24 protein-coding genes and 1 pseudogene are annotated in these 26,675 nt (G+C 61.7%); 22 read left to right on the top strand and 3 right to left on the bottom strand.

All coding sequences use genetic code 11. The annotated features are described in order from the left end of the window. Positions 1–17: 17 nt before the first annotated feature. The 13 genes from nuoE (at position 18) to PJE01S_RS02985 (ending at position 13,412) form a co-directional block, all read left to right on the top strand. Entirely contained in the window at positions 18–512 is a 495-nt protein-coding gene (gene nuoE, locus PJE01S_RS03045; protein WP_068831676.1) for an NADH-quinone oxidoreductase subunit NuoE, read from the top strand. Beyond that, entirely contained in the window at positions 509–1,906 is a 1,398-nt protein-coding gene (gene nuoF / locus PJE01S_RS03040) for an NADH-quinone oxidoreductase subunit NuoF (protein ID WP_068831675.1), read from the top strand. The genes nuoE and nuoF overlap by 4 nt, the downstream gene beginning before the upstream one ends. A gap of 18 nt (positions 1,907–1,924) precedes the next feature. After that, positions 1,925–4,078 (top strand): NADH-quinone oxidoreductase subunit NuoG, encoded by a 2,154-nt coding sequence (nuoG, locus tag PJE01S_RS03035; RefSeq protein WP_068831674.1) that lies wholly within the window; start codon positions 1,925–1,927, stop codon positions 4,076–4,078. Beyond that, on the top strand, positions 4,075–5,154 hold the full coding sequence (gene nuoH / locus PJE01S_RS03030) for an NADH-quinone oxidoreductase subunit NuoH (RefSeq protein WP_068831673.1): 1,080 nt from the start codon (positions 4,075–4,077) through the stop codon (positions 5,152–5,154). The genes nuoG and nuoH overlap by 4 nt, the downstream gene beginning before the upstream one ends. Positions 5,155–5,293: 139 nt before the next feature. Then, a complete protein-coding gene (gene nuoI / locus PJE01S_RS03025; RefSeq protein WP_068831672.1) occupies positions 5,294–5,791 on the top strand; it encodes an NADH-quinone oxidoreductase subunit NuoI in 498 nt (165 codons plus the stop codon). 44 nt (positions 5,792–5,835) lie between these two features. Beyond that, positions 5,836–6,489 carry an NADH-quinone oxidoreductase subunit J gene (locus PJE01S_RS03020; RefSeq protein WP_068831671.1) on the top strand — a complete coding sequence of 218 codons (654 nt, stop codon included), beginning with the start codon at positions 5,836–5,838 and terminating at the stop codon, positions 6,487–6,489. Continuing rightward, a complete protein-coding gene (gene nuoK, locus PJE01S_RS03015) occupies positions 6,486–6,794 on the top strand; it encodes an NADH-quinone oxidoreductase subunit NuoK (RefSeq protein ID WP_068831670.1) in 309 nt (102 codons plus the stop codon). The genes PJE01S_RS03020 and nuoK overlap by 4 nt, the downstream gene beginning before the upstream one ends. Before the next feature lie 92 nt (positions 6,795–6,886). Continuing rightward, positions 6,887–8,923 (top strand): NADH-quinone oxidoreductase subunit L, encoded by a 2,037-nt coding sequence (gene nuoL, locus PJE01S_RS03010; protein ID WP_068831669.1) that lies wholly within the window; start codon positions 6,887–6,889, stop codon positions 8,921–8,923. 18 nt (positions 8,924–8,941) lie between these two features. Further along, the gene (locus PJE01S_RS03005) at positions 8,942–10,417 is read left to right on the top strand and encodes an NADH-quinone oxidoreductase subunit M (protein WP_068831668.1); all 1,476 of its coding nucleotides are present in this window, start codon (positions 8,942–8,944) and stop codon (positions 10,415–10,417) included. Between the two features lie 23 nt (positions 10,418–10,440). Beyond that, positions 10,441–11,943 (top strand): NADH-quinone oxidoreductase subunit NuoN, encoded by a 1,503-nt coding sequence (gene nuoN, locus PJE01S_RS03000; protein ID WP_068831667.1) that lies wholly within the window; start codon positions 10,441–10,443, stop codon positions 11,941–11,943. Between the two features lie 9 nt (positions 11,944–11,952). Continuing rightward, on the top strand, positions 11,953–12,255 hold the full coding sequence (locus PJE01S_RS02995; RefSeq protein ID WP_068831666.1) for a DUF2818 family protein: 303 nt from the start codon (positions 11,953–11,955) through the stop codon (positions 12,253–12,255). Next, a complete protein-coding gene (locus PJE01S_RS02990) occupies positions 12,252–12,866 on the top strand; it encodes an NUDIX domain-containing protein (protein WP_068831665.1) in 615 nt (204 codons plus the stop codon). Before PJE01S_RS02995 ends, PJE01S_RS02990 begins: the two co-directional genes overlap by 4 nt. A gap of 21 nt (positions 12,867–12,887) precedes the next feature. Continuing rightward, the gene (locus PJE01S_RS02985; RefSeq protein ID WP_068831664.1) at positions 12,888–13,412 is read left to right on the top strand and encodes a DUF1178 family protein; all 525 of its coding nucleotides are present in this window, start codon (positions 12,888–12,890) and stop codon (positions 13,410–13,412) included. A 145-nt stretch (positions 13,413–13,557) separates the two neighbouring features. Here PJE01S_RS02985 and PJE01S_RS02980 read toward each other — a convergent pair whose 3' ends face one another. Continuing rightward, the gene (locus PJE01S_RS02980; protein ID WP_068831663.1) at positions 13,558–14,874 is read right to left on the bottom strand and encodes a Glu/Leu/Phe/Val family dehydrogenase; all 1,317 of its coding nucleotides are present in this window, start codon (positions 14,872–14,874) and stop codon (positions 13,558–13,560) included. Positions 14,875–14,987: 113 nt separating this feature from the next. Continuing rightward, a complete protein-coding gene (locus PJE01S_RS02975; RefSeq protein ID WP_068831662.1) occupies positions 14,988–16,790 on the bottom strand; it encodes an ABC transporter transmembrane domain-containing protein in 1,803 nt (600 codons plus the stop codon). A gap of 77 nt (positions 16,791–16,867) precedes the next feature. Here PJE01S_RS02975 and PJE01S_RS02970 point away from each other — a divergent pair, with 77 nt between their 5' ends. From PJE01S_RS02970 to PJE01S_RS02955, 4 genes are all read left to right on the top strand, one after another. Continuing rightward, entirely contained in the window at positions 16,868–17,392 is a 525-nt protein-coding gene (locus PJE01S_RS02970; RefSeq protein WP_068831661.1) for a MarR family winged helix-turn-helix transcriptional regulator, read from the top strand. An 89-nt stretch (positions 17,393–17,481) separates the two neighbouring features. Beyond that, positions 17,482–19,011 (top strand): efflux transporter outer membrane subunit, encoded by a 1,530-nt coding sequence (locus PJE01S_RS02965; RefSeq protein ID WP_084389354.1) that lies wholly within the window; start codon positions 17,482–17,484, stop codon positions 19,009–19,011. A 65-nt stretch (positions 19,012–19,076) separates the two neighbouring features. Continuing rightward, the gene (locus PJE01S_RS02960) at positions 19,077–20,468 is read left to right on the top strand and encodes an HlyD family secretion protein (protein ID WP_084389323.1); all 1,392 of its coding nucleotides are present in this window, start codon (positions 19,077–19,079) and stop codon (positions 20,466–20,468) included. 74 nt (positions 20,469–20,542) lie between these two features. Beyond that, positions 20,543–22,123, top strand: a complete 1,581-nt coding sequence (locus tag PJE01S_RS02955) for a DHA2 family efflux MFS transporter permease subunit (RefSeq protein ID WP_068831659.1) — start codon at positions 20,543–20,545, stop codon at positions 22,121–22,123. A gap of 63 nt (positions 22,124–22,186) precedes the next feature. On the opposite strand, the pseudogene PJE01S_RS25470 reads toward PJE01S_RS02955, so the two are convergent. After that, positions 22,187–22,333, bottom strand: a pseudogene (locus PJE01S_RS25470) (tyrosine-type recombinase/integrase); the annotation flags it as partial. 255 nt (positions 22,334–22,588) lie between these two features. Between PJE01S_RS25470 and PJE01S_RS02950 the strand changes: the two are divergent. The 5 genes from PJE01S_RS02950 to PJE01S_RS26265 all read left to right on the top strand — a co-directional run bounded on the left by PJE01S_RS02950 (position 22,589) and on the right by PJE01S_RS26265 (position 26,617). Beyond that, complete coding sequence (locus PJE01S_RS02950; RefSeq protein WP_068831658.1) at positions 22,589–23,104, top strand: DUF1697 domain-containing protein; 516 nt, start codon at positions 22,589–22,591, stop codon at positions 23,102–23,104. A gap of 115 nt (positions 23,105–23,219) precedes the next feature. Continuing rightward, complete coding sequence (locus PJE01S_RS02945; protein WP_068831657.1) at positions 23,220–24,083, top strand: alpha/beta fold hydrolase; 864 nt, start codon at positions 23,220–23,222, stop codon at positions 24,081–24,083. Between the two features lie 91 nt (positions 24,084–24,174). Continuing rightward, entirely contained in the window at positions 24,175–24,588 is a 414-nt protein-coding gene (locus PJE01S_RS02940; RefSeq protein WP_068831656.1) for a hypothetical protein, read from the top strand. Positions 24,589–24,675: 87 nt separating this feature from the next. Further along, a complete protein-coding gene (locus PJE01S_RS02935) occupies positions 24,676–25,560 on the top strand; it encodes a GNAT family N-acetyltransferase (protein WP_084389321.1) in 885 nt (294 codons plus the stop codon). A 316-nt stretch (positions 25,561–25,876) separates the two neighbouring features. Continuing rightward, positions 25,877–26,617 (top strand): isochorismatase family protein, encoded by a 741-nt coding sequence (locus PJE01S_RS26265; RefSeq protein WP_339374660.1) that lies wholly within the window; start codon positions 25,877–25,879, stop codon positions 26,615–26,617. Positions 26,618–26,675 lie beyond the last annotated feature (58 nt).

Below are 26,675 nucleotides of genomic sequence, written 5' to 3'. Positions count from 1 at the left end.
ATCCCATGACTTCCCCCATGATTTCTGAACCAACCAAAGCGCGTTTTGACCGCGAAGTCGCCAAATACCCTGCGGACCAGAAGCAGTCGGCCGTGATGGCTTGCCTCGCCATCGTGCAGCAGGAACAGGGCTTCGTGAGCGCCGAGAGCGAAAAGCTGGTGGCCGACTATCTGGGCATGGCGCCGATTGCCGTGCATGAAGTCACCACCTTCTACAACATGTACAACCAGCGGCCGGTGGGCAAGTACAAGCTCAACGTCTGCACCAACTTGCCCTGCCAGTTGCGCGATGGCGCCAAGGCGCTCAAGCATCTGGAGCATAAACTGGGCATCGCCATGGGCGAGACCACGGCCGATGGCCTTTTCACCTTGCAGCAGTCCGAGTGCCTGGGCGCCTGCGCGGACTCTCCCGTGATGCTGGTCAACGACGTCACGATGTGCAGCTTCATGAACAATGAAAAACTGGACCAGCTCATCGATGGTCTCAAATCTGCCGAGGCTAAAGTCTTATGACGCTCGCATCCAGCTCAAATAACCAGGCGGCAGCACAAAGCGTGTTGTCGCAATTTGCGGCCACCGGCGTGCAGACCTGCTTTCATGGCCGGCACATCAATCCGCAGATTCTTGCCGACCTCAACGGCAGCAACTGGCGACTCAAGGACTACGAGGCGCGCGGCGGCTACCAGGCCTTGCGCAAAATCCTGGGGCAGGATGGCGGCGCAGGCCTGACGCCTGACCAGGTGATTGCCGAGGTCAAGACCGGCGGCTTGCGCGGCCGTGGCGGCGCGGGTTTCCCGACCGGGCTGAAGTGGAGTTTCATGCCGCGCCAGTTCCCGGGCCAGAAATACCTGGTCTGCAATTCCGACGAAGGCGAGCCGGGTACCTGCAAAGACCGCGACATCATGCAGTACAACCCGCACAGCGTGATCGAAGGCATGGCGATTGCCGCCTACGCGATGGGCATCAGCGCCGGCTACAACTACATTCACGGCGAAATCTTTGCGACTTACCAGCGCTTTGAAGAAGCGCTCGCCGAGGCGCGCGCCGCGGGCCTGATCGGCCAGGGCATTCTCGGCAGCAGTTTCAATTTCGAGCTGCATGCGTCGCATGGTTTCGGCGCCTACATCTGCGGCGAAGAAACCGCCTTGCTGGAATCACTGGAAGGCAAAAAAGGCCAGCCACGCTTCAAGCCGCCATTCCCCGCCAGCTTTGGCCTGTACGGCAAGCCGACCACGATCAACAACACCGAAACCTTCGCGGCCGTGCCCTGGATCATCCGCAACGGTGGCCAGGCCTATCTGGAATGCGGCAAGCCCAACAATGGCGGCACCAAGATTTACTCGGTGTCCGGCGATGTGGAATTGCCCGGCAATTATGAAGTGCCCATGGGCACGCCGTTTGCCAAGCTGCTGGAGCTCGCGGGCGGCGTGCGCAAGGGCCGCACGCTCAAGGCCGTGATTCCCGGTGGCTCCTCTGCCCCGGTGCTGCCTGCGTCCATCATGATGGAATGCACCATGGATTACGACTCGATCGCCAAGGCCGGCTCCATGCTGGGCTCGGGCGCGGTGATCGTGATGGACGACAGCCGTTGCATGGTTGAGTCGCTCAAGCGCTTGTCCTACTTCTACATGCACGAGTCCTGCGGCCAATGCACGCCTTGCCGTGAAGGCACGGGCTGGCTGTGGCGCGTTGTGGAGCGCATCCACACCGGACAGGGCCGTTCGAGCGACATGGACCTGCTCAACTCCGTGGCCGACAACATCCAGGGGCGCACCATTTGCGCCTTGGGCGATGCCGCCGCCATGCCGGTGCGCGCCATGATCAAGCATTTCCGTCATGAGTTTGAAGCCATGATCAAACCCGACGCATCGCAGGCTGCGAGCTCCCCAGCCGTCGCACAGGCCTGACCGCGGAAAGAAAACACAATGGTTGAAATAGAACTCGACGGCCAGAAGGTGGAAGTGCTCGAAGGCAGCACAGTGATGCATGCCGCTGAAAAGGCGGGCACTTACATTCCGCATTTCTGCTACCACAAGAAATTGAGCATTGCGGCAAACTGCCGCATGTGCCTGGTGGATGTGGAAAAGGCCCCCAAGCCCATGCCCGCCTGCGCGACGCCGGTGACCCAGGGCATGATAGTGCGCACCAAGAGCGACAAAGCCATCAAGGCCCAGCAGGGCGTGATGGAGTTTTTGCTGATCAATCACCCGCTGGACTGCCCGATCTGCGACCAGGGCGGCGAGTGCCAGTTGCAGGATCTGGCCGTGGGCTATGGCGGCAGCGAATCACGCTACGAAGAAGAAAAGCGCGTGGTGTTCCACAAGGATGTGGGCCCGCTGATCTCCATGCAGGAGATGAGCCGCTGCATTCACTGCACACGCTGCGTGCGCTTTGGCCAGGAAGTGGCCGGCGTGATGGAGCTCGGCATGTCGCACCGCGGTGAGCACGCCGAAATTGAAACCTTTGTGGGCATGTCGGTGGACTCCGAGCTGTCGGGCAACATGATCGACATTTGCCCGGTCGGCGCGCTGACCAGCAAGCCCTTCCGCTACAGCGCCCGTACCTGGGAGCTGTCGCGCCGCAAGTCCGTCAGCCCGCACGATTCGACCGGCGCCAACCTGATTGTCCAGGTCAAGAGCAACAAGGTCATGCGCGTGGTGCCGCTCGAAAACGAAGACGTCAACGAATGCTGGATTGCCGACCGCGATCGCTTCTCCTACGAAGCCCTGAACAGCGACGAACGCCTGCTGAGTCCCATGCTCAAGCAGGGCGGCGAGTGGAAGACGGTTGACTGGCAGACCGCGCTTGAATACGTGGCCAATGGCCTGAAGCAGATCAGCGCTGACCACGGCGCGGCCAGCATCGGTACCCTGGCCAGCCCGCACAGCACGCTGGAAGAGCTGTACCTGGCTGCCGCCCTGATGCGCGGCCTGGGCAGCGAGAACGTCGATTACCGCCTGCGCAACGCTGAATTTGCGAACTCGGCCTCTGTGCGCTGGCTGGGCACCTCCATTGCCTCGCTGTCGGAATTGCAGCGCGTGCTCGTGGTCGGCTCCAATCTGCGCAAGGATCACCCCCTGTTTGCACAACGTATTCGGCAGTCTGTCCGCAAGGGTTGTGCGCTGAGTGCTATTAATTCAATAGCGGAACTGGCTGCTGCCGACGCCTGGGCCATGCCAGTTGCCAACACCCTGCTGGTGTCGCCGGATGCCTGGGCGCAAGCCCTGGCGGATGTGGCTGCGGCGGTGGCGGCAGAGAAGGGTGTGTCTGCGCCGGCTCCGGGACAGGCCACCGAGGCCGCCAAGGCGATTGCACTGTCATTGCTGGGCGGTGAGCGCAAAGCCATCCTGCTGGGCAATGCTGCCGCACACCATGCCAATGCGTCTACCCTGCTGGCACTCGCCAACTGGATAGCCTCGCAAACCGGCGCGACCGTGGGCTACCTGACCGAAGCGGCGAACACCGTGGGTGCGCAACTGGCGGGAGCCTTGCCGGGTGCGCAAGGCCTGCACGCCGGCCAAATGCTCGATGGCAGGCTGAAGGCCGTCATCTTGTTGAATAACGAGCCGGAATTTGATTCGGCCGCAGGCGCCAGGGCCAAAGCGTCGCTGAACGCCGCCCAGATGGTCGTCACGCTGAGCCCGTTCAAGGCCAATATGGGCTTTAGCGACGTGCTGTTGCCGATTGCGCCGTTCACCGAAACCCCCGGTACCTTCGTCAATGCCGAAGGTCGCATCCAGAGCTTCCATGCCGTCGTCAAGCCGCTGGGTGAAACGCGTCCGGCATGGAAAGTCTTGCGCGTGCTGGCCAATCTGCTGAATTTGCCCGGTTTTGATTTTGAGTCGGCACAGGATGTGCTCAAGCAGATCCCTGGCGCAGCCGCGGCGCAAGTGCCGGCCGACAGGCTGGACAACAGCATGGACGCCATGCAGGCGACCCTTACGCCGGCCGATGCTGTCGGCCAAGTGCCTGCGGTGGCCAGCATTTATCAACTCGACGGGCTGGTCAGGCGCGCGACATCGCTGCAGCTGACGGCCGATGCGCGGCAGGCGGCCAGCCTTGAAGGAGTCAGCGCATGATTGACGGAATTTACGGCTTCGGCCAGGGTCTGCTGGGCGGCATCTGGCCCGCGACAGTCTGGCCCGTGCTCTGGGCGCTCATCAAGATCGTCTGTGTTCTGCTGCCGCTCATGGGTTGCGTGGCCTACCTCACCTTGTGGGAACGCAAGGCGATTGGTTTTACGCAGATCCGTCTCGGCCCCAATCGCGTGGGGCCTTTGGGTTTGCTGCAGCCGATTGCCGATGCGCTCAAGCTGCTGACCAAGGAAATCATCATGCCCACGGCGGCCAGCAAGGGCTTGTTTGTGCTGGGTCCCATCATGACCATCATGCCGGCGCTGGCGGCCTGGGCCGTCATTCCTTTTGGTCCTGATGTGGCGCTGGCCAACATCAATGCCGGCTTGCTGTTTTTGATGGCCATTACTTCGATGGAAGTCTATGGCGTGATCATTGCGGGCTGGGCCTCCAACTCCAAGTATGCGTTTCTGGGCGCCATGCGCGCCTCGGCACAAATGGTGAGCTATGAAATTGCCATGGGCTTTTGCCTGGTGGTGGTGCTCATGGTGGCAGGCAGCCTGAACATGACGGACATCGTCATGAGCCAGGGCAAAGGCATGGCTGCAAGTCAAGGGCTGAATTTCCTGTCATGGAACTGGCTGCCCTTGCTGCCGATTTTTGTGGTGTATTTCATCTCCGGCCTGGCCGAGACCAACCGCCATCCGTTTGACGTGGTCGAGGGTGAGTCCGAGATCGTTGCCGGCCACATGGTCGAGTACTCGGGCATGGCCTTTGCCATGTTCTTCCTGGCCGAGTACGCCAACATGATTCTGGTGTCGACCCTGTGCGTCATCCTGTTCCTGGGTGGCTGGCTGCCTCCGATCGACAGCGCCTTTTTCAACTGGATCCCGGGCTGGATCTGGCTGGCGGCAAAAACCTTTGTGGTGGTCACGATGTTCCTGTGGGTGCGCGCCACCTTCCCACGCTTCCGTTACGACCAGATCATGCGTCTGGGCTGGAAGATCTTCATACCTGTGACCCTGGTCTGGCTGGTGGTCGTCGGGGCCTGGATGCAGACCCCATACAACATCTGGAAATGACGATGGCCCCCACGCTTTTCACTTCGTGTAATGCGCTGCCCCCCGAGGGGGCCGCTGCGCCTGCGGCCCGGCTAAGCCGGTTCCGCGGCCCCTGCTTGAATAGCAGCCTTTCTATGACTCAGTTGCGCAGGAAATCATCATGAGTGCCGTAGCCTCCGTCAAGGATTTTGTTTCGAGCTTCATGCTCACCGAGCTGTTCAAGGGCATGGCCCTGACCGGCAAGTACATGTTCAGCCGCAAGATCACGGTCCAGTTCCCCGAAGAGAAAACCCCGCTGAGCCCGCGTTTTCGCGGCCTGCACGCGCTGCGCCGTTATGAAAACGGCGAAGAGCGCTGCATTGCCTGCAAGCTCTGCGAAGCGGTGTGTCCGGCATTGGCCATCACCATTGAGTCCGACGTGCGGGACGACGGCAGCCGCCGCACCTCGCGTTACGACATCGATCTGACCAAATGCATTTTTTGCGGCTTCTGCGAGGAGGCCTGCCCGGTGGACGCGGTTGTCGAGACCCACATTTTTGAGTACCACGGTGAAAAACGTGGTGACCTGTATTTCACCAAAGAGATGCTGCTCGCAGTGGGTGACCGCTATGAAGCCGAAATTGCTGCCAACAAGGCGGCCGATGCCAAATACCGCTGAATCCCACGCCCAAGTAGCTGGCTCAAGAAAGAATCCACAACAATATGGACGCTAAAACAGGTCTCTTCTATGTCTTCGCCGCGGTGCTGCTCTTTGCTGCATTCCGGGTGATTACGGCGCGCAACCCGGTGCATGCGGCGCTGTACCTTGTGCTCGCATTTTTCCAGGCGGCCGCCGTCTGGATATTGCTCAAAGCCGAATTTCTGGCCATCACGCTGGTGCTTGTCTATGTGGGCGCGGTGATGGTGCTCTTTCTGTTTGTGGTGATGATGCTCGACATCAACCTGGACAGCGTGCGCAAGGGCTTCTGGAAGCATTTTCCGCTGGCCGGCACGGTGGGCGCCATCATTGCGCTGGAAATGTCCTATGTCTTGATGGGCGGGTTTCGCGAGCCGCCCAAGCTGGCCTCTTCGGCGGCCGGTCAACTCGCGGCTCAGGTGTCCAATACCAAAGAGTTGGGCAAGCTGCTGTATTCGGAATATCTCTATCCGCTGGAAATTGCGGCTGTCATCTTGCTGGTGGCCATGGTTGCGGCCATTGCCATGACGCTGCGTCAGCGCAAGGATTCCAGAAACACGAATCCATCTGAACAAGTCCGTGTCAAGGCGGCTGACCGTCTTCGCCTGGTCAAGATGAAGCCTGTGGTCGCTGCGCCTGTGGTGCCCGTGCCGGCTGCCGCCGAGGAAAAACAATCATGATGCTCACTTTGGGACACTTTCTTTCCCTCGGCGCGATGCTGTTTGCGCTGTCGGTCATCGGCATTTTTCTGAACCGCAAGAACCTGATCGTGCTGCTGATGGCCATTGAGCTGATGCTGCTGGCCGTCAACATGAATTTTGTGGCGTTCTCCTACTACCTGAACGACATGGCGGGCCAGGTCTTTGTGTTTTTCATCCTGACCGTTGCGGCTGCCGAGTCCGCCATCGGGCTGGCCATCCTGGTGCTGCTGTTCCGTAACAAGGCCAGCATCAACGTCGACGAACTCAATACGCTGCAGGGTTAAACAATGAGCCCCCACGCTTTTCACTTCATGTATTCGCTGCCCCCCAAGGGGGCGCTAACCGCCCTTGGGGCGGCCCTACGGGCGGTTAAACAATGAGTCAAACCCTTTCTGCATCGGCCTTGCTGGCCGTTCCGATGGCGCCCCTGGTGGGGGCGCTGGTTGCCGGTATTCTCGGCACCTCGTTTGGCGGCAACTGGATAGGTCGCCGCCTGTCGCACACCCTCACAATTTTTGGTGTGCTGGTGGCCTTCATCATTTCGGCCATGACGCTCAAAAGCGTTGCGCTCGATGGTGCGCGCTTCAATGAAACGATTTACACCTGGATGACGGTGGGCGGCCTGAAAATGGAAGTCGGCTTCCTGGTCGACAGCCTGACCGCCATGATGATGTGCGTGGTGAGCTTTGTGTCGCTCATGGTGCACATCTACACCATCGGCTACATGGAGGAAGACGAGGGCTATAACCGCTTCTTCGCCTACATCTCGCTGTTCACCTTCTCCATGCTGATGCTGGTGATGAGCAACAACATGCTGCAGCTGTTTTTCGGCTGGGAGGCGGTGGGCCTGGTGTCGTATCTGCTGATCGGTTTCTGGTTCAACAAGCCGTCCGCCATTTTCGCCAACATGAAGGCCTTCCTGGTGAACCGGGTAGGTGACTTCGGTTTCATACTCGGCATTGGCCTGATCGCGGCTTATGCCGGCACGCTCAACTATGGCGAAGCCTTTGCCAAGGCTGACGAACTGGCCAAGCTGGCTTTCCCCGGCACCGGCTGGATGCTGGTCACGGTGATCTGCATTTGCCTGTTTATCGGTGCCATGGGCAAGTCCGCCCAGTTCCCCCTGCATGTGTGGCTGCCCGATTCTATGGAAGGCCCCACGCCGATTTCCGCGCTGATTCACGCCGCCACCATGGTGACGGCAGGCATTTTCATGGTGGCCCGCATGTCGCCCCTGTTTGAACTCAGCGATACCGCACTGAGCTTCATCATGGTGATCGGCGCCATCACGGCGCTGTTCATGGGTTTTCTCGGCATCATCCAGAACGACATCAAGCGCGTGGTGGCCTATTCCACCTTGTCGCAACTGGGCTACATGACGGTGGCCCTGGGGGCGTCGGCTTACTCGGTGGCTGTATTCCATCTGATGACGCATGCCTTCTTCAAGGCGCTGCTGTTCCTGGGCGCTGGTTCGGTCATCATCGGCATGCACCACAACCAGGACATCCGCTGGATGGGCGGCGTGCGTAAATACATGCCCATCACCTGGATCACGTCGCTGCTGGGCTCGCTGGCGCTGATCGGAACGCCTCTGTTCGCCGGCTTCTATTCCAAGGACAGCATCATCGAGGCGGTGGCCGAGAGCCACCTGCCGGGCGCCGGCTTCGCGCACTTCGCCGTGCTGGCCGGTGTCTTCGTCACGGCTTTCTATTCATTCCGCATGTACTTCCTGGTCTTCCACGGCAAGGAGCGCTATGACCAGAACCACAGCGCTGCAGACCACGACCCGGCCGAAGAACCCGATCCGCATCATCACCATGACGAGCACCATGCGCCGCACGAGTCGCCGTGGGTGGTGACGGTTCCGCTGATCCTGCTGGCGATCCCTTCCGTGGTGATTGGCTTCATGACGATTCAGCCCATGCTGTACGGTGATTTCTTCAAGGACGTGATCTTCGTCAGTCTTGAGCACCATCCCGCCATGGAAGAGATGGCCAAGGTCTTCCACGGCCCGCTCCAGATGGCGATTCACGGCCTGACGGCAGCGCCGTTCTGGCTGGCCTTGTCGGGTGTGGTGCTGTCGTATTACATGTACCTGGTGAACCCGGCCTTGCCTGCGGCCATCAAGCGCAAGGTGCAGCCGATCCACACGCTGCTGGAGAACAAGTACTACTTCGACTGGTTCAACGAAAACGTCATTGCCCGTGGTACACGCCTGCTGGGGACGGCTCTGTGGAAGGGCGGCGATGAGGCGCTGATCGACGGTGCGTTCGTCAACGGCTCCTGGAAGCTGGTGGGCTGGGTCTCCAGCGTGATCCGCCGCTTGCAGTCGGGCTATATCTATCACTATGCCTTCGGGATGATTCTGGGCGTCTTCGTTTTGATGACGTACTTCGTCTGGCTCAATCGATAAGAATAAGGAAGAACAAGAATGGGTTTGTTGAGCCTTGCCATCTGGACACCGATTGTTTTCGGTGTCGTTCTACTGGCGCTGGGTCGGGACGAGCAGGCACGCAGTGTGCGCTGGATTGCCCTGATCGGTGCGATCGTCAGTTTCCTGGTGACTTTGCCTTTGTATGACGGCTTCAAGCTGGGTACTTCGGCCATGCAGTTCGTCGAAAAAGCGAGCTGGATCCAGCGTTTCAATGTCAACTACCACCTCGGTGTTGATGGCATTTCGTTCTGGTTCGTGCTGCTGACGGCCTTCATCAATGTGGTGGTCATCATCGCCAGCTGGGAGTCCATCACGACCCGCGTCAACCAGTACATGGCGTCCTTCCTGATCCTCAGCGGCCTGATGATTGGTGTGTTCGCGGCGCTGGACGGGATTCTGTTCTACGTGTTCTTCGAGGCCACGCTGATACCGATGTACCTGATCATCGGTATCTGGGGCGGCCCCAACAAGATCTACGCGGCCTTCAAGTTCTTCCTGTACACGCTGCTTGGTTCGCTGTTGCTGCTGGTGGCGCTGATCTTCCTGTACAACAAGTCGGGTGGCAGCTTTGATATCTTGACCTGGCACAAGCTGCCGCTGGGCAGTACGGTGCAGACGCTGCTGTTCTTCGCCTTCTTTGCGGCCTTTGCCGTCAAGGTGCCGATGTGGCCAGTCCACACCTGGTTGCCCGACGTTCACGTGGAGGCTCCGACGGGCGGCTCGGCGGTGCTGGCGGCCATCATGCTCAAGCTCGGTGCTTACGGCTTTCTGCGCTTCTCCATGCCGATCGCCCCCGATGCGGCGCATGAGTGGGCGTGGTTGATGGCGGCCGTGTCGCTGATTGCGGTGGTCTACGTGGGGCTGGTGGCCCTGGTGCAGCAGGACATGAAAAAGCTGGTGGCTTATTCGTCTGTCGCGCACATGGGTTTTGTCACCCTGGGTTTCTTTATCTTCAATGACCTCGGCGTCTCGGGCGGTATCGTCCAGATGATTGCCCACGGCTTCGTGTCGGGCGCGATGTTCCTGTGCATCGGCGTGCTTTACGACCGCGTGCATTCACGCGAAATCGCCAGTTACGGCGGCGTGGTCAACACCATGCCCAAGTTTGCAGCGTTTGCGCTGCTGTTCGCCATGGCCAACTGCGGCTTGCCGGCGACGGCCGGTTTTGTGGGCGAGTGGATGGTGATTCTGGGGGCCGTGAAGTCCAATTTCTGGATCGGCGGGGCCGCCGCCACGGCACTGATCTTCGGCGCCTCTTACACCCTGTGGATGTACAAGCGCGTCTACCTGGGGCCGGTGGCCAATGACGACGTCAAGGCGCTGAAAGACATCAATGCCCGCGAATTCCTGTCGCTGGCCTTGCTGGCCATTGCTACTTTGTACATGGGTATTTATCCAAAGCCGTTTACCGATGTGATGGACAGCTCGGTGGCTGATCTGCTCAAGCACGTGGCCATCTCGAAACTGAACTGACGCAACCTATCCAAAGAATTCAGATGATTGACAAACTCAGTTGGATCGCGGTTTTCCCCGAGATCGTCCTCTTGGTGATGGCCTGCGTGATTGCGCTCGCAGACCTGGGCGTAAAAACACCGCGCCGCACCGGCACCCATGTGCTGACCATGCTGACGCTGGCCGTGGTGGCCGCTCTGGAAGCCCGCTACGCGCTGGGCGGCCAGACCTTCTATGGCTTTGGCAACATGGTGGTCGTGGACCCCATGGGCAGTTGGCTCAAGTGTTTTTCCAGCATCGCCCTGATGGTCACGCTGGTGTATGGCCGGCCTTACGCGGCTGACCGCGACATGCTGCGCGGTGGCGAGTTCTTTACCCTGGGCCTGTTCTCCTTGCTGGGCATGTTTGTGATGATCTCGGGTCACAACTTCCTTGTCCTCTACATGGGCCTGGAATTGCTGACGCTGTCCAGTTACGCACTGGTGGCCTTGCGCCGTGACAACGCCACCGCCACGGAAGCGGCGATGAAGTACTTTGTGCTCGGTGCGCTGGCCTCTGGCTTCCTGCTTTATGGTTTGTCCATGCTGTACGGCGCGACCGGTTCTCTGGACATCAACGAGGTGTTCAACGCCATTGCCAGCCGTCAGGTCAAGCACCAGGTGCTGGTGTTCGGCCTGGTGTTCATCGTCGCCGGCCTGGCGTTCAAGCTGGGTGCTGTGCCCTTCCATATGTGGCTGCCCGACGTTTACCAGGGTGCCCCAACGGCCATCACCCTGCTGATCGGCGGCGCACCGCAGCTGGCGGCTTTCGCCATCTGCATCCGCCTTTTGGTGGAAGGCCTGCTGCCCCTGGCGATTGACTGGCAGCAGATGCTGGCCTTGATGGCCATTGGCTCGCTGCTGGTCGGCAATCTGGCCGCGATAGCCCAGTCCAATCTCAAGCGCATGCTGGCGTTTTCAACGATTTCGCAAATGGGTTTCCTGCTGCTTGGCCTGCTGGCCGGTGTGGTCAACGGCAACCAGATCAATACCGAGTCGGCCTATGGCGCCGCCATGTTCTATGCCTTGACCTATGTGCTCACCACGCTGGGCGCGTTCGGCATCATCCTGCTGCTGGCGCGTGCCGGGCACGAGTCCGAAGAGATCACCGACCTGGCCGGCCTCAATCAGCGCAGCCCCTTGTACGCCGGTGTCATGGCGATAAGCATGTTCTCGCTGGCCGGTTTGCCGCCACTGGTGGGTTTCTACGCCAAGCTGTCTGTGTTGCAGGCCTTGATTTCTTCGCAGCAAACCAGCTACATCGTGCTCGCCGTTTTTGCGGTGATCATGTCGCTTGTTGGCGCGTTCTACTACCTGCGCGTGGTGAAGGTGATGTATTTTGATGCACCCCATAGCCACAATGCCCAGCCCATCTCGGCACCGGCGGATGCCCAGGCCGTGTTGGCCATGAATGGCGCGCTCATCCTGATTCTGGGCATCGTGCCTGGCGGCCTGATGAACTTGTGCGCGGAATCGATCAGCAGCATCGTCAAGACCCTGGGAAGCTAAGACCCGCTCATGACTCAGACCGCTTCAGTGTGGCTGGTGGTGTTGCTGGCCTTGCTGGCAGCCAATCTGCCCTTTATCAGCAACCGCCTCTTCGCGGTGGTGGCGCTCAAGACCCCTAAGAGTCTGGCGCTGCGATTGGGGGAGCTGGTCGTCTGGTATCTGCTGGTCGGCGCGCTAGGGCTGTACCTTGAGCATCGCCTCGGGCAGATTGCGCCTCAGGGTTGGGAGTTTTACGCCATCACCGGCACGCTCTTCCTGACTTTTGCCTTTCCTGGTTTTACCTACCGCTATCTGTTCAAGCCCCGGACATGAGGCCTGCGCTTGCTCTGGACGGGGAGAACGGCGTGGCCGACGCCCATCTGGTCGAGACCTGCGTGGGCTCTGAAAAATTGCTGAAGGGGAACTTCCTTCATGTGCTGCGCGATACGGTGGGTTTGCCGGATGGCAGCCATGCCACGCGCGAATATGTGGTTCACCCCGGCGCAGTGATGATCGTGGCCCTGCTGGACGACGGCCGGCTGGTGCTGGAGCGCCAATACCGCTATCCGGTGCAAGCGGTGATGATTGAATTCCCGGCCGGCAAGCTCGACCCCGGCGAGCCTTCGCTGGCTTGTGCGCAGCGCGAATTGCTGGAGGAAACCGGCTACAGCGCGCGCGAATGGGCCAGGGCAGGCGTGCTGCACCCGGTGATTTCCTATTCGACCGAATTCATTGACGTCTGGTTTGCGCGCGGCCTGACCCAGGGCGAGCGCCAGCTGGATGCGGGGGAGTTCCTCGACGTGTTCACGGCCACGCCTGCCGAATTGCTGGCCTGGTGCGGCAACGGCCAGGTCACCGATGCCAAAACGCTGACCGGCATGTTGTGGTTGCAGAACGTGTTGTCGGGAACATGGGCACTGGACTGGCAGCCTGCGGCCCGGTAGCCGCCTGGCGATAATCCCGTCATGAAAGTCCTGAATCTCCAGTGTTCGCGGCAGCATTCGTTTGAAGGCTGGTTTGCCTCTGAAGATGATTTCCAGGGTCAACTGGCGCGTGGCCTGATTGAATGCCCGATGTGTGCGGATAAAGGCATTCAAAAGCTGCCCAGTGCGCCGCGGCTCAACCTGGGGGCCCATCAGGCGTCCGATGCGGCACGCGCGGAGCGCGCGCACCAGCCATCCGCCGCCACGCCAGCGGTGCCGGGCGTCGACGGCGTTGCGACTCGTGGCGAAACGGCGGTGAAGCATCCCGTGGCATCAGGTCCTGAAGCGCAGGCCGCGTTTCTCAAGGCCTTGCGTCATGTGCTGGCCAATACCGAAGATGTGGGGGAGCGCTTTGCCGACGAGGCGCGCCGCATGCATTACGGCGACGCCGAGGCGCGCAACATCCGCGGCCGGGCCAGCGCGCGCGAAACGGTGGCGTTGCTGGAGGAGGGTATCGACGTGATGCCCTTGCCCCTGCCTCCGGCCCTCAAGGAAACCCTGCAGTAATTCCATTTCCACTTCAGCACGGTATGTCGTTGCACGCCCTTGCCGTGCTGTAGTACTGTCTGCGGGCGTGCGCCTAATCCCGCATTGAATTGGAAATGGAATAAGGCCTGATGGCCTGGCGTTCAGCACGCCAGGCCGGGCGGGTTCAAGGGTAGAGGCCGCGCAGTTCGCGCGTGTGCAGAATGCGCTTGCAGGCCACGATAAATGTGGCGGTGCGCAGGCTGACCTTGTGGTCCTGGGCGACCTGCCAGACGCTGGCGAAGGCCTCTTTCATGATGCGCACCAGGCGCGCATTGATCTCGGCCTCATCCCAAAAGAAGCTGGAAAAATCCTGCACCCATTCAAAGTAGCTGACGGTGACGCCGCCGGCATTGGCGATCACGTCGGGCAGCACCAGCACATTGCGTTCCTGCAGGATGTCGTCGGCCTCGGGCGTGGTCGGCCCGTTCGCGCCTTCAATAATCATGCGCGCCTTGATGCGCCCGGCATTGGCCGCGGTGATTTGCTGCTCCAGCGCTGCGGGAATCAGGATGTCGCAGTCCACGTCCCAGAACTGCTCATTGGCAATCACCTCCGCTTGCGCAAAGCCGCCCACGCTGCCGGTCTCGGCCACATGCCTGAGCAGGGCCGGCACATCCAGCCCGGCTTCGCGGTAAATCGTGCCGCCGTGGTCCTGCACGGCGACCACGCGGGCACCGGCTTCGGCAAACAGTTTGCCGGCGACGCCGCCCACATTGCCGAAGCCCTGTACCGCCACGCGGGAGGTAGCGATATCCAGTTCGATGTGTTTGGCCGCTTCAACACCTACCGTGAAGACGCCGCGGCCGGTGGCTTCGCGCCGGCCCAGTGAGCCCCCCAGGTCGACCGGTTTTCCGGTGACGACACCGGTGGAGGTGGAGCCGGTGTTCATCGAGTAGGTGTCCATCATCCAGGCCATGATCTGCTCGTTGGTGTTCACGTCGGGCGCCGGAATGTCCTTGGTGGGGCCGATGATGATGCCGATCTCGCTGGTGTAGCGGCGCGTGACGCGCTCGAGCTCGCCGCGTGACAGCTTTTTCGGGTCGACACGGATGCCGCCCTTGGCACCGCCGTAAGGTACGTTCACCGCCGCGTTTTTCACCGACATCCAGGCCGACAGCGCCATCACTTCAGACAGCGTCACGTCCTGGTGAAAACGCACGCCACCCTTGCCGGGGCCGCGCGAGACGTTGTGCTGCACGCGGTAGCCTTCAAAGTGCGCCACGGTGCCGTTGTCCATGTGAATCGGCACGTCCACAATCAGCACGCGCTTGGGGCGCTTCAGCGTTTCGGCCCAGCGCGCCAGGCTGCCCAGGTGCGGTATGACGCGGTCTACCTGCTGCAGGTAATTGCCCCAGGGGCCGAGGTTGTCGGCCTGCAAATAAGAGGGCAGGGGGTGGGCTCCAGGGGCAACGCCTGCGCCGGAGGAGGGTGTTTGTGACATGAAAAAACTCCTTGTGGGAACAATCAAGCCCCGGAGCTTAGGTGCGTGGCCTTGAACTGTCCAAGGCCAGCTTCATGTGGCTTCATGCAAAAAATGCATAGTTAAGGTTTGCCTCAGACGTTGAACTGCAGTGCCGCCAGCCGCGCATACACGCCGCCGCGGTTCACCAGCTCGGCATGGCTGCCTTGCTCCACCAGGCGGCCGTGGTCCAGCACGATGATGCGGTCGGCTTTTTGTACCGTGGCCAGCCGGTGGGCAATCACCAGCGTGGTGCGACCCTTCATGGCCGACTCCAGCGCCGCCTGCACCATGCGTTCGCTTTCGGCATCGAGTGCGCTGGTGGCTTCGTCGAGCAGCAGCAGCGGGGCGTTTTTCAGCATGGCGCGGGCAATCGCAATGCGCTGGCGCTGGCCGCCCGAGAGGCGCACGCCGCGCTCGCCCAGGAAGGTGTCGTAGCCCTCGGGCAGGGCGCTGATGAATTCATGCGCAAACGCCGCCTGCGCCGCTGCCCTGGTTTCTTCGTCGCTGGCCCCGGGTTTGCCGTAGCGGATGTTCTCCAGTGCGCTGGTGGAGAAAATGACGGCATCCTGCGGCACGATGCCGATGTGCTGGCGCAGGTCGTCCAGGGCCATGTCGCGGGTCGCCACGCCATCGAGCGTGATGCGGCCCGAGGTCGGATCGTAAAAGCGCAGCAGCAGCTGGAACACCGTGCTCTTGCCGGCGCCGCTGGGGCCCACGATGGCCACGGTTTCGCCGGGCGCCACGTTCATGCTGAAGTCGCTGAGCGCCGCTTGCGCCGGGCGGGACGGGTAGTGAAAGGTCACGTTATCAAATTTGATAGCGCTTCCCGCTTGCGTGGTAGGCGCTGGAGCCGGTTTTGAAGGTGAAATCACAGGTGAGCGGGTTTCCAGCAGTTCCATCAGCCGTTCGGTGGCGCCGGCGGCGCGCAGCAGGTCGCCATAGACCTCGCCGAGCACGGCGGCGGCGCCGGCCAGAATGATCACGTAGACGATGGTCTGGCCCAGGTGGCCGGCCGTGATGTCGCCGCGCATCACCGCCTGCGTGCCCTGGTACAGGCCCCACAGCAGTCCCGCCGAGGTGGCGATGATGATGAAGGCCACCAGCACCGAGCGCGCCTTGCTGCGCCGCACGGCGGTATGGAAGGCGTCGCTGGTCGACTGGTCAAAGCGCGCGGTTTCCCTGGCTTCGGCGGTGTAGCTCTGCACCACCGGAATCGCATTGAGCACCTCGGCGGCAATCGCGCTGGAGTCGGCCATCCTGTCCTGGCTGGCGCGCGAGAGCTTGCGCACGCGCCGCCCGAACCACACCGACGGCGCGACGATCAGCACCAGCACGCCCAGTACCTGCACCATCAGGTAGGGGTTGGTGTAGACCAGCATGACCAGGGCGCCCACGCCCATCACGGCATTGCGCAGGCCCATGCTCAGCGACGAACCGACCACGGTCTGCACCAGCGTGGTGTCGCCGGTCAGGCGGCTCAGCACCTCGCCGGTTTGCGTGGTTTCAAAAAACTCCGGGCTTTGCCGCAGCACATGCGAGTACACCGCATTGCGCAGGTCTGCGGTCACGCGTTCGCCCAGCCAGCTGACCATGTAGAAGCGGCCGGCCGAAAAAAGCCCCAGCGCCGCCGCCACGGCGAACAGCTCGAAAAAGTGGGTGCGCAGCGCCATCAGCTGCTCGCCCTTGCCGGCCGCGCTCAGGCCGCCGTCGATCAGGCTGCGCAAGGCCAGCGGAAACACCAGCGTGGCCACCGCCGCCAGCACCAGGAACAGCACGGCCAGTGCAATCCGCGCCCGGTAGGGGCGCAGAAAGGGGGCCAGGCCCGACAGGGAGCGGGGAGAGCCCTTGGGCGCGGCAGACGCAGAAGAGGGCGATAAGGAGTTTGAGGCGGCCATCCGGCGAGTTTAGCCATAAAAATTGCCCTTGCAAACACAGCCTTGACAATATTTGTCTAAGCAAGTAATATTCGCCCATGGCTTCAAAAAGCAAATCCAATCCCTTCATCGACGCGCTCGCGTGTCCGCTGGTCGAGTTTTACCGTGCGGAAGGCTACAAGCCGGATGACAGCGTCGGCTACCTGATGCGCCGCATCATTGCCCTGATTGCCCAGGGTGTGGAGCGCGAACTCGAGCCCACCGGCCTGACCAACGCGCAATGGGTGCCGCTGCTCAAGCTCTACATGGGCCGGGCCTCAACGGTGGCCGAACTGGCACGCCAATGCGACCTGGATGCCGGCTCCATGACCCGCTTGCTTGACCGCCTGGAGGCCAAGCAGCTGTGCCGCCGTGTTCGTTCTTCGGAAGACCGGCGCGTGGTCAATCTGGAGCTGACGGACGCCGGGCGTGCGGCGGCCCAAGGCATCCCGGCCATTCTCAGCCGCGTCCAGAACGCCCATCTGGCCGGCTTCTCGGTCGACGAATGGCAAATCCTTAAAAGCTACCTGCGCCGCATTCTTGAAACGGCGCAAACCCTGCAAGCATCGGCGGAAGAAAAATGACAGATAAAACCAACTCCTTTTCAGGCTTTCCCTTGAGTGCGCCTGGGCGCAGCCAGCAACCCTTGCCGCTGTGGCGCGCCTCCTTTCGCATGGCCCTCGTTGCCGCGGCCGGGCTGGTGGCCGCGGGCCTGATGGCCACCGGCATCACCGGTTGCGCCGACATGTCCGGCATCACGCCGCAGTCCAGCCTGCGCGACGCGCCGTCGCTGGGCCTGAGTGCCGCCGCGTCGGGTGAGGCTGACAAGGCGCAGGTGCCGGTGGCCGCCGAATGGTGGCGCGACTTCGGCGATGAGCAGCTCAACCGCCTGATCGCCCAAGCCCTTGAAACCAGCCCCAGCCTGAAACTGGCGCAGGCGCGGCTGGCCCGCGCACAGGCCGCGACGGAAGCGGCCGATGCCGCCACCTTGCCGCAACTGAACGGCCAACTCGACCTCACGCGCCAGCGCTACACCGCCAACGGTGCCGTGCCTCCACCCCTGGCCGGCTCGATTCGTGACAGCGGCACAGCCCAGCTCAACGCCAGCTGGGAGCTCGATTTCTTCGGCAAAAACCGCGCCGCCCTGGATGCCGCCCTGGGCAGCGCGAATGCGGCCGAAGCCGATGCCCAGGCCGCCCGTGTGCTGCTGGCCAGCAACGTGGCGCGCACCTATTTTCAGCTGGTACGCCTGAACGAGCAGGTGGCCGTGGCGCGCCGCACCCTGGCGCAACGCGAAGAAACCCTCAAGCTGGTGCAGGACCGCGTGAGCGCAGGCCTGGACACCCGCCTTGAGCTGCGCCAAAGCGAAGGCGGCCTGCCCGAGGCGCGCCTGCAGCTGGAAACCCTGCAGGAGCAGATGGCGCTGACGCGCAACGCGCTGGGCGCCCTGATTGGGCAGCCCAATGGCGATGTAGCCCAGAATCCATCAGCGCAAGATGCTATTAAAAATGTAGCTATCACGGCGACCATTCCGGCCGACCTGCTGGGCCGCCGCGCCGACATTGCCGCCGCACGCTGGCGCGTCGAGGCCTCGTCCAAGGATGTGGTCAACGCCAAGACGCAGTTCTACCCCAACATCAACCTGGTCGCCTTTGCCGGCTTCTCCAGCATCGGTCTGGGCCAGCTGCTGAATTCGGGCAGCCAGCAGTGGGGCGTGGGGCCAGCCTTGCGCCTGCCGATTTTTGACGCGGGCCGCTTGCGCGCCAACCTGCGCGGCAAAACCGCCGACCTGGACGCCGCCGTGGAAAGCTACAACGCCGCAGTGATCGACGCGGTGCGCGATGTGGCCGACCAGGTCGCATCCTCGCAAGCCATTGGCCGCCAGCAGGCCGAGCAGCGTGCCGCTCAGGACGCGGCAGAAAGTGCTTACGAGATTGCGCTGCAGCGCTACCAGGCGGGCCTGGGCAACTTCCTCAATGTGTTGACCGCCGAAACCAGCGTGCTGGCCCAGCGCCGCCTGGCGGTGGACCTGGCAAGCCGTGCCCTGGACACGCAGGTGGCGCTGATCCGCGCACTTGGCGGTGGTTACACCCCAGGGCAAGCCGCAGCGGCTCAAGGTGCTACGAAAATAGTAGCTGCTGGCGCCCAGCCTTTCGGGGCTGACGGCACATTTGATCAAAAAACCGGTGGCGCGGTCCACTGAAAACCCTTTCAGCGCCCCTCAAGCAAGCCCAGCCTTCCTGAACATCAGCAACCCCTCACAGCATCATGAACGCAACTCAATCCTCCAATTCCCCTGACTCCAGCACGCCCGGCCTGACCGTCAACCCGCAGGCCCCCGGCAACCCCAGGCGCAAGAAGGCGCTGACCGCGCTGGCCGCCGTGGTGGTCATCGCTGGCCTGGGCTGGGCCGCTTACGAGTATCTTGTGGCCAGCCACTACGAGTCGACCGACAACGCCTATGTACAAGGCAATGTGATCCAGATCACGCCGCAGATCGGCGGCACCGTCATGGCCATCATGGCGGACGACACCGACTTCGTGAAAGCCGGCCAGCCGCTGGTGCAGCTGGATCCGGCCGATGCCAAGGTGGCGCTGGAGCAGGCCGAAGCGGCGCTGGCCCAGGCCGTGCGCCAGGTGCGCACGCTGTACGCCAACAACGGCACGCTGGCCGCACAAATCGCACTGCGTGATGCCGACGTGGTGAAGGCCCAGAGCGAGATTGCCCGCGCCAACGATGATCTCAACCGCCGTCAGTCGCTCACCGGCAACGGCGCGGTGTCCAAGGAAGAACTCAACCATGCGCAAACGCAGCTGGCCAATGCCAGAAGCGCGCTGGCCGCGGCCAACGCCGGCGTGGTCGCCGCGCGCGAGCAGCTCAGCAGCAACCAGGCGCTGACCGAAGGCACCAGCATCGAGCAGCACCCCAGCGTGCTGGTCGCGGCCGCCAAGGTGCGCGAAGCCTGGCTGGCCACGCAGCGCGCCGGCCTGCTGGCTCCGGTCAATGGCTATGTGGCCAAGCGCACGGTGCAGCTGGGCCAGCGTGTGGCAGCCGGCACGCCCATGATGTCCATCATTCCGCTGAATCAGGTCTGGGTCGATGCCAACTTCAAGGAAGTGCAGTTGCGCAATATCCGCATTGGCCAGCCCGCCAAACTGGTGGCTGACCTGTATGGCAAGAAGGTGGAATACACCGGCACGGTCGCCGGCCTCGGTGTCGGCACCGGTGCCGCGTTTTCACTGCTGCCGGCGCAAAACGCCACCGGCAACTGGATCAAGGTGGTGCAGCGTGTGCCCGTGCGCATTGCGCTGGACGCCAGGCAGCTTGAAACCAACCCGCTGCGCGTGGGCTTGTCCATGGATGCTGAAGTTGATGTGAGCAACAAGGACGGCAAGACCCTGGCCGATGCACCGCGCGCGGCCGCGCTGGCAAACAGCCACACCTATAGCGTGCAGGATGAGGCGGCCAACGACGATGTGCGGCGCGTGATTGCCGCCAATGTGGGAAAGGCCGAGAAAGCCAGCAAGGCCGGCGCAGGCGCAGTGGCCCAGCGGCCCGCGGCCATGGCGGCCGATGAAGGATCCAGTCCGGCCGTCAGCCACACGCTGTCGGTGGCCAGCAGCCCCAGCGTGCCGCAGCATGCTGCGCAGGCGCAGTAAGCAGCGCGCATCAGGCAGGCGCGCCATGTTGCGAAGCGTCTTCGTTTTTCCGGCTCATCTTTTCCAGGTTTTCCATGGCTTCTGCACCCGCCTCTGAATCCGCCTCTGGCTACATCCACCCGCCGCCGCTGACGGGTTCGGCCCGCCTGTGGGGCACGCTGGCGCTGTCGGCGGCGACCTTCATGAACGTGCTCGACACGTCGATTGCCAACGTCTCCCTGCCGGCCATTGCCGGCGACCTGGGCGTGAGCCCGAACCAGGGCACCTGGGTCATCACCAGCTTTGGCGTGGCCAACGCGATTGCCGTGCCGCTCACCGGCTGGCTGTCGCAGCGCTTTGGCCAGGTGCGCCTGTTCACGGCCAGCGTGCTGCTGTTCGTGCTGACTTCGTGGCTGTGCGGCCTGGCGCCCAACATGACCACGCTGATCTTCTTCCGCGTGCTGCAGGGCCTGGTCGCCGGGCCCCTGATTCCGCTGTCGCAATCCCTGCTGCTGTCGAGCTACCCCAAGGCCCTGGCGGGCGTGGCCATGGCGCTGTGGTCCATGACCACGCTGATCGCGCCGGTGTTGGGGCCGCTGCTGGGAGGCTGGATCACCGACAACATTTCCTGGCCCTGGATTTTTTATATCAACATCCCCGTGGGCTTTGGCGCTGCCTTCATCACCTGGGGCATCTTCCGCAAGCGGGAAAGCCAAACCAAAAAGCTCCCCATCGACTCGGTCGGCCTGGCGCTGCTGGTGATCTGGGTGGGGGCGCTGCAGATCATGCTGGACAAGGGCAAGGAGCTGGACTGGTTCCATTCCGGTGAAGTGGTGGCGTTGGGCATCGTCGCGCTGGTGGGTCTGGTTGCCTTTGTGATCTGGGAGCTCACCGAAGAGCACCCGGTGGTCGATCTCACCCTGTTCAAGCGCCGCAACTTCTGGGCCGGCGCGCTGGCGCTGTCGGTGGGTTACGGCCTCTTTTTCGGCAACGTGGTGCTGTTGCCGCTGTGGCTGCAGCAATTCATGGGCTACACCGCCACGCAGGCCGGCATGGTGCTGGCGCCGGTGGGGCTGATGGCCTTGCTGCTGTCGCCCGTGGTGGGCAAGAACATCGCCAGGCTGGACCCCCGGCGCCTGGCCGCGCTGGCATTTGCCGTGTTTGCGCTGGTGCTGTGGATGCGTTCCAACTTCAACACCCAGGCGGACCTCGTCACCATCCTGATCCCCACCATCATCCAGGGGGTGGCCATGGCCTGCTTCTTCATTCCCCTGGTCACCATCACGCTGTCGGGGATTTCGCCTGAGAAGATTCCCGCGGCCTCGGGCCTGTCCAACTTTGCGCGCATCACGGCCGGTTCTTTCGGCACCTCGATTGCCACTACCATCTGGCAGGACCGTGCCGCCATGCACCACGCGAACCTCAGCGAAGCCGTCAACCTGGGCAGCACCGCCACCAACAGCGCCTTGTCAGGTTTGGCGAGCGCCGGCCTGACGCCCGATCAGGCATTGGGCACCCTCAATCGCCTGGTCGATCAGCAGGCCTACATGCTGGCGGCCAACGATGTGTTCTATGTGTCGGCGCTGATGTTCCTGTTGCTGATTCCGCTGGTGTATCTGACGCGGCCTACCCACGGCGGGGCGGGCAGCGCGGATGCGGCGGCCGGGGCGCATTGAGGAATGAAATCGGCTATTGGCCCAGGCGGGGCGGTCGCCAATAGCTACTAAAAGAATAGCGTTTCAGGCCATCAAGGCATCCAAAGGGCTTGCCGTGCCGCCCGCTGCCACCTTGAGCACATGGGTGTAAATCATGGTGGTGCTTACGTCGCTATGGCCCAGCAGCTCCTGAACGGCGCGGATATCGGTGCCCGCCCGCAGCAAATGCGTCGGGCTACACCGCACGGCAAGACGGAGCTGCTGGCTCCGCGCATGCCTCGTCGGTAGAATGCGTCTACCACCCGCAGGGTTTGGCTGGCTATTTAGCAGGGAGCAGACATGCCGATTTTGAAAAAGCTCAGACTACATAAGGGCTCTGGCCGTATTGGTCTCCAAAATCATGCTGCGGTGTATCTGACTACACCGCAGACCGCACGGTCGACATTACATTAGGCAGCACCCCACCACCATCTCGCGCAGCCACCCATGCCCCGCTATGTCGCCTTCCTTCGTGGAGTCAGCCCGATGAACGCCAAGATGCCGGCGCTCAAGCGTTGCTTCGAGGCGGCAGGCTTCTCAGACGTTCGCACGTTGCTCTCCAGCGGGAACGTTGTGTTCAATGCTCGTTCGTCGTCCCCGGCCACGCTAGAGCGCCGCGCTGAGAGAGCAATGCAGTCCGAACTTGGTCGCACATTCGGCACTATTGTCCGGTCCGCCGAATACCTACAGGACTTCATCGAATCGGAGCCCTTCGCCGAGTTCAGCCTTCCCCCAGCGGCCAAGCGGGTTGTCACGTTCCTTCGCAGCCCCGGCCAGATAACGTTCGAGTTACCTATTGAACGCGACGGCGCGAGCATTCTCAAGTTCACCGGCTCTGAGGTCCTCTCTGCCTACGTTCCGGGCCCCAAAGGTCCCGTGTTCATGAGCCTGCTCGAGCGAAACCTTGGCAGCAATATCACCACCCGCACACTGGAAACGGTGCGCAAGTGTGCGTGGGCGTAGAACCGAGTGGTATGAGCCGAGTGCCGCCTAACCCCTTCATCGAGCGGACAGCCAAAGGGCTACGCCCTTCGTCTGCCGCTCATGTCAAACGTTGGGCCGCAAACGGAGGAGAGCGATGAAGGTTGCTGGCGTGGCATTCCTGCTATTTTGTGCAATCGCGTTATCCGGCTGTGGCAGTCGTGGTCTCGCCACCGGTGCGGTCGAGCAGCCCGCCAAGGTCGGCTACGCGCCTGTCAATGGCCTCCGGATTTACTTTGAGATCCATGGCACCGCAAACCCTGAGCGCCCGCCACTTGTGCTGCTTCATGGTGGCGGCGACACGATCAAGACCTCCTTCGGCCGCATCCTGCCGGAGCTTGCGCGCGACAGGCAGATCATTGCTTTCGAGCAGCAGGGCTACGGGCACACGGCGGACATCGCCGATCGGCCATTCAGCTTCGAGCAGTCGGCAGACGATACTGCCGCATTGTTGAACTACCTGCACGTCGAAAAGGCTGATCTCTTTGGGTTCAGCAATGGCGGCACCATCGCGTTGCAGGTGGCGATCCGGCATCCAGAAGTCGTGCGGAAGCTCGTATTGGCATCGGCCTTGGCCAAGCGTGATGGCGCCTATCCTTGGCTCTGGGAGGCGATGGCTAAGGCCACGCTGGAGAACATGCCGAGGGAATTGCAGGAGGAGTATCTCAAGGTCGCACCACAGCCTGAGAATATACGGATGTTTCACGATAAGGCTGCCCAGCGCGTGCGCGACTTCAAGGACATTCCAGCTGACGCCATCCGTGGCATCACTGCGCCGACACTTGTCATTGTCGGCGACGCCGACGTGATCCGCCCCGAACATGCAGTGGAGATGTTTCGGGCTCTCCCGCAGGCACAGCTTGCCGTGCTCCCCGGCACCGATCACATGAAGGTGACGGCGCGCACGGAGTGGCTGGTGCCGATGATCAGCGCGTTTCTCGATGCACCAGCGGCGAAGTGACAGCGGCCCAACAATGCGCTCCAGCCGACGGCGTTGCCCGGCAACCCCGCGGCTGAGCTTGGGCGTTGGGCGTCTTTACCAAGGAGCATCTATGCAACTCGCTATGTCCGATAGCAATCAAAAAGGCGGCTTGAGCGTTCCGTTATTTCACTGCCTTTTCAACAGCAATGGGTCCATTACGCATTTCATGCACGATTTTGATGTTGAGCTTTATCACTCACTTCCCAATCTGTACGCTGTCTGCATATCAGATACGTCATCGAAGCAGAAGAAGATAACGGCTGGTTTCTTGATAAAGACAAGCTACTCGCATCAAGATAGCGACTTCATTGGAGCGCTGACCAACGTAGTTTCTATTGATACAGGAATGAATAATCTCATTAACGAGCGCTCCAGTTTCTTGCCAGCGCGCATAGGTATATCTGGAGCCCCTCCGAGCGAGGACGAGATGCTAAGGGCAATAGTTACGCAGGCTCTCAAGCATGGCGTCGGCGGCAGCGCATAGATGCCCAACCCATCATTCCACCGGACACTGCGCGATAAAGCCGCGCATCGCTGGTGAATTCAGACGTTAACCCTGAGGAGAACCACCATGTCTTCTTCGCAATCCTCTGCAGCCGGCCTTGAACTTGTTCGGGCAGAGTCCCGGCACGTCGGCGAGATGGGGAGAATCTGCTACGAGGCTTTCAAGGACCTCCATGACCGCCACCACTTCCCGCTCGACCTGCCCAGCGCAGCGGTGGCGCGGCAGGTGCTGGGCATGATGGTGAGCCGGAGCGACTTCTATGGCGTCGTGGCGCTTCTGGACGGCCAGGTGGTCGGGTCCAACTTCCTGTCGCTCTCCGATTCCGTGGCCGGTATCGGCCCGGTCACGGTAGAGCCGTGCCATCAGGGAAAGGACATCGGGCTCGCCCTGATGCAGGACGTGGTGGATCATGGCCGGCGCCGCGGGATCGAGCGTATCCGGCTCCTGCAGGAGACCATGAATGCCGGCTCGCTGTCGTTGTACGCTTCCATGGGGTTCGATTCCCGGGAAGAGGTCGCGTATCTGCAGGCCGCCGCAGCGCCCGCCGGGGACCCCAGTGTCCGGCCCGTCACCGAGCAGGACCTTCCCGCGATCGAGCAGCTCTCGGTGGACATTTACCAGGCGAGCCGCCGTAACGAGGTGGCGGCGGCGATCCGCCATGACTTCTCGCCCTTGCTGCGCCGGCGCGACGGGCGCGTCACGGGCTACCTGATTCCCGGCCTTTTGGGTCACGGCGTCGCGGAAAGCGAAGACGATGCCTGCGCGCTGATCGGCGAAATGGCGCGGCGCCTCCCGCCCCACGCAGCCCGTTTTTTCTGCCCGGTCCGCCAGGCTGACTTCTTTCGCCGGGTCCTGAAGATGGGCTGCCGGACGATTAAAGTGTGGACTTTGATGACGCAGGGACCCTACGAGGCGCCGCGCGAGGTGTGGATGCCCTCGGTGCTTTATTGAGGCCCCGGCACTTTTCACGATCATGAGAGGGCTAACCAGGGCGCTGCGGGCGACGGTCAAAAGTGGGCCGCGCCTGAGCGCCGGTCGTTATTCCATTTCTAAATCATCCGTGCACTTTGTCGGCTTCGCTTGCCGTACGTTTGTACTGTCTGCGCTTCGACTTCGCGTTCACGAATGATTTAGAAATGGAGTTAGGCCCCAAAATCTCCTCTGATCTCAACCTGCCATCATGAAAACAGCACTTCTCATCATCGACATCCAGCAAGGCTTATGCGAAGGGGAACATAACGCTTTCGAATCAGCGGACGTCATTTGAATCAATCGGGTTTCAGCCAAAGCCCGCGCGGCCGGTATCCCGGTGATCTTCATCCAGCATGAATCAGAAGCTGGGTATCTGGAGTTTGGCACCGACGCATGGCAACTTGCTCAGGGGTTACACACTGAACCTTCCGATATTCGCGTCCGAAAGGCCACGCCAGACTCTTTCCTGCGCACAGACCTCGAAGCCGCGCTGCGAGCGCGCGCCATAACTGATCTGATCATCTGCGGTATGCACACAGAGTTCTGTGTGGATACAACCACGCGCAAGGCGTTTGCGCTTGGTTACCCAGTCATCCTGGTAGAAGATGCGCACACGGAAGGCAATGAGTACGTGACCCCTCGTCAAGTGATTCAGCATCACAACGCCACCCTGACCAACATCTCAAGTTTCGGACCAAGAGTTATTGGAGTTATTGGGGTCAGACACCAATTTTGCTGCAGTCCGAGGAAGAGACGATCTTGCTGGCACGAGATCGCGGATTGCGCGCTGTATTCAGCGCACGCACCCAGTCAGTACAGCCCGCTAACCGTTTTGCTGGTGTTGAGTGGTCACGTCTTGCTTTTCAGCGAACTGATTGACAACCCTCGAATACGAGGCAAGCATAAGCATCTCTCGCAATCCACTGTGACGTGCTATGTTTTCTCTCCGCAGCTGCGTGAATTCAATTTACAAATGAAACACCGGCCTAACATGGCGTTGCACACGGACGTCCATGCTTCGCATGGCCATCGGTAAACTTTGACGATCGGCGTCACTATGCATTCATCAGCTCTCCCGTACCAGGTCGCGAACC

This window comes from Polaromonas jejuensis NBRC 106434, assembly GCF_001598235.1.
GTDB lineage: Bacteria > Pseudomonadota > Gammaproteobacteria > Burkholderiales > Burkholderiaceae_C > Polaromonas > Polaromonas jejuensis.
Note: the sequence above shows the minus strand (reverse complement) of the source record. Positions and strands in the feature narration are given on the sequence as shown.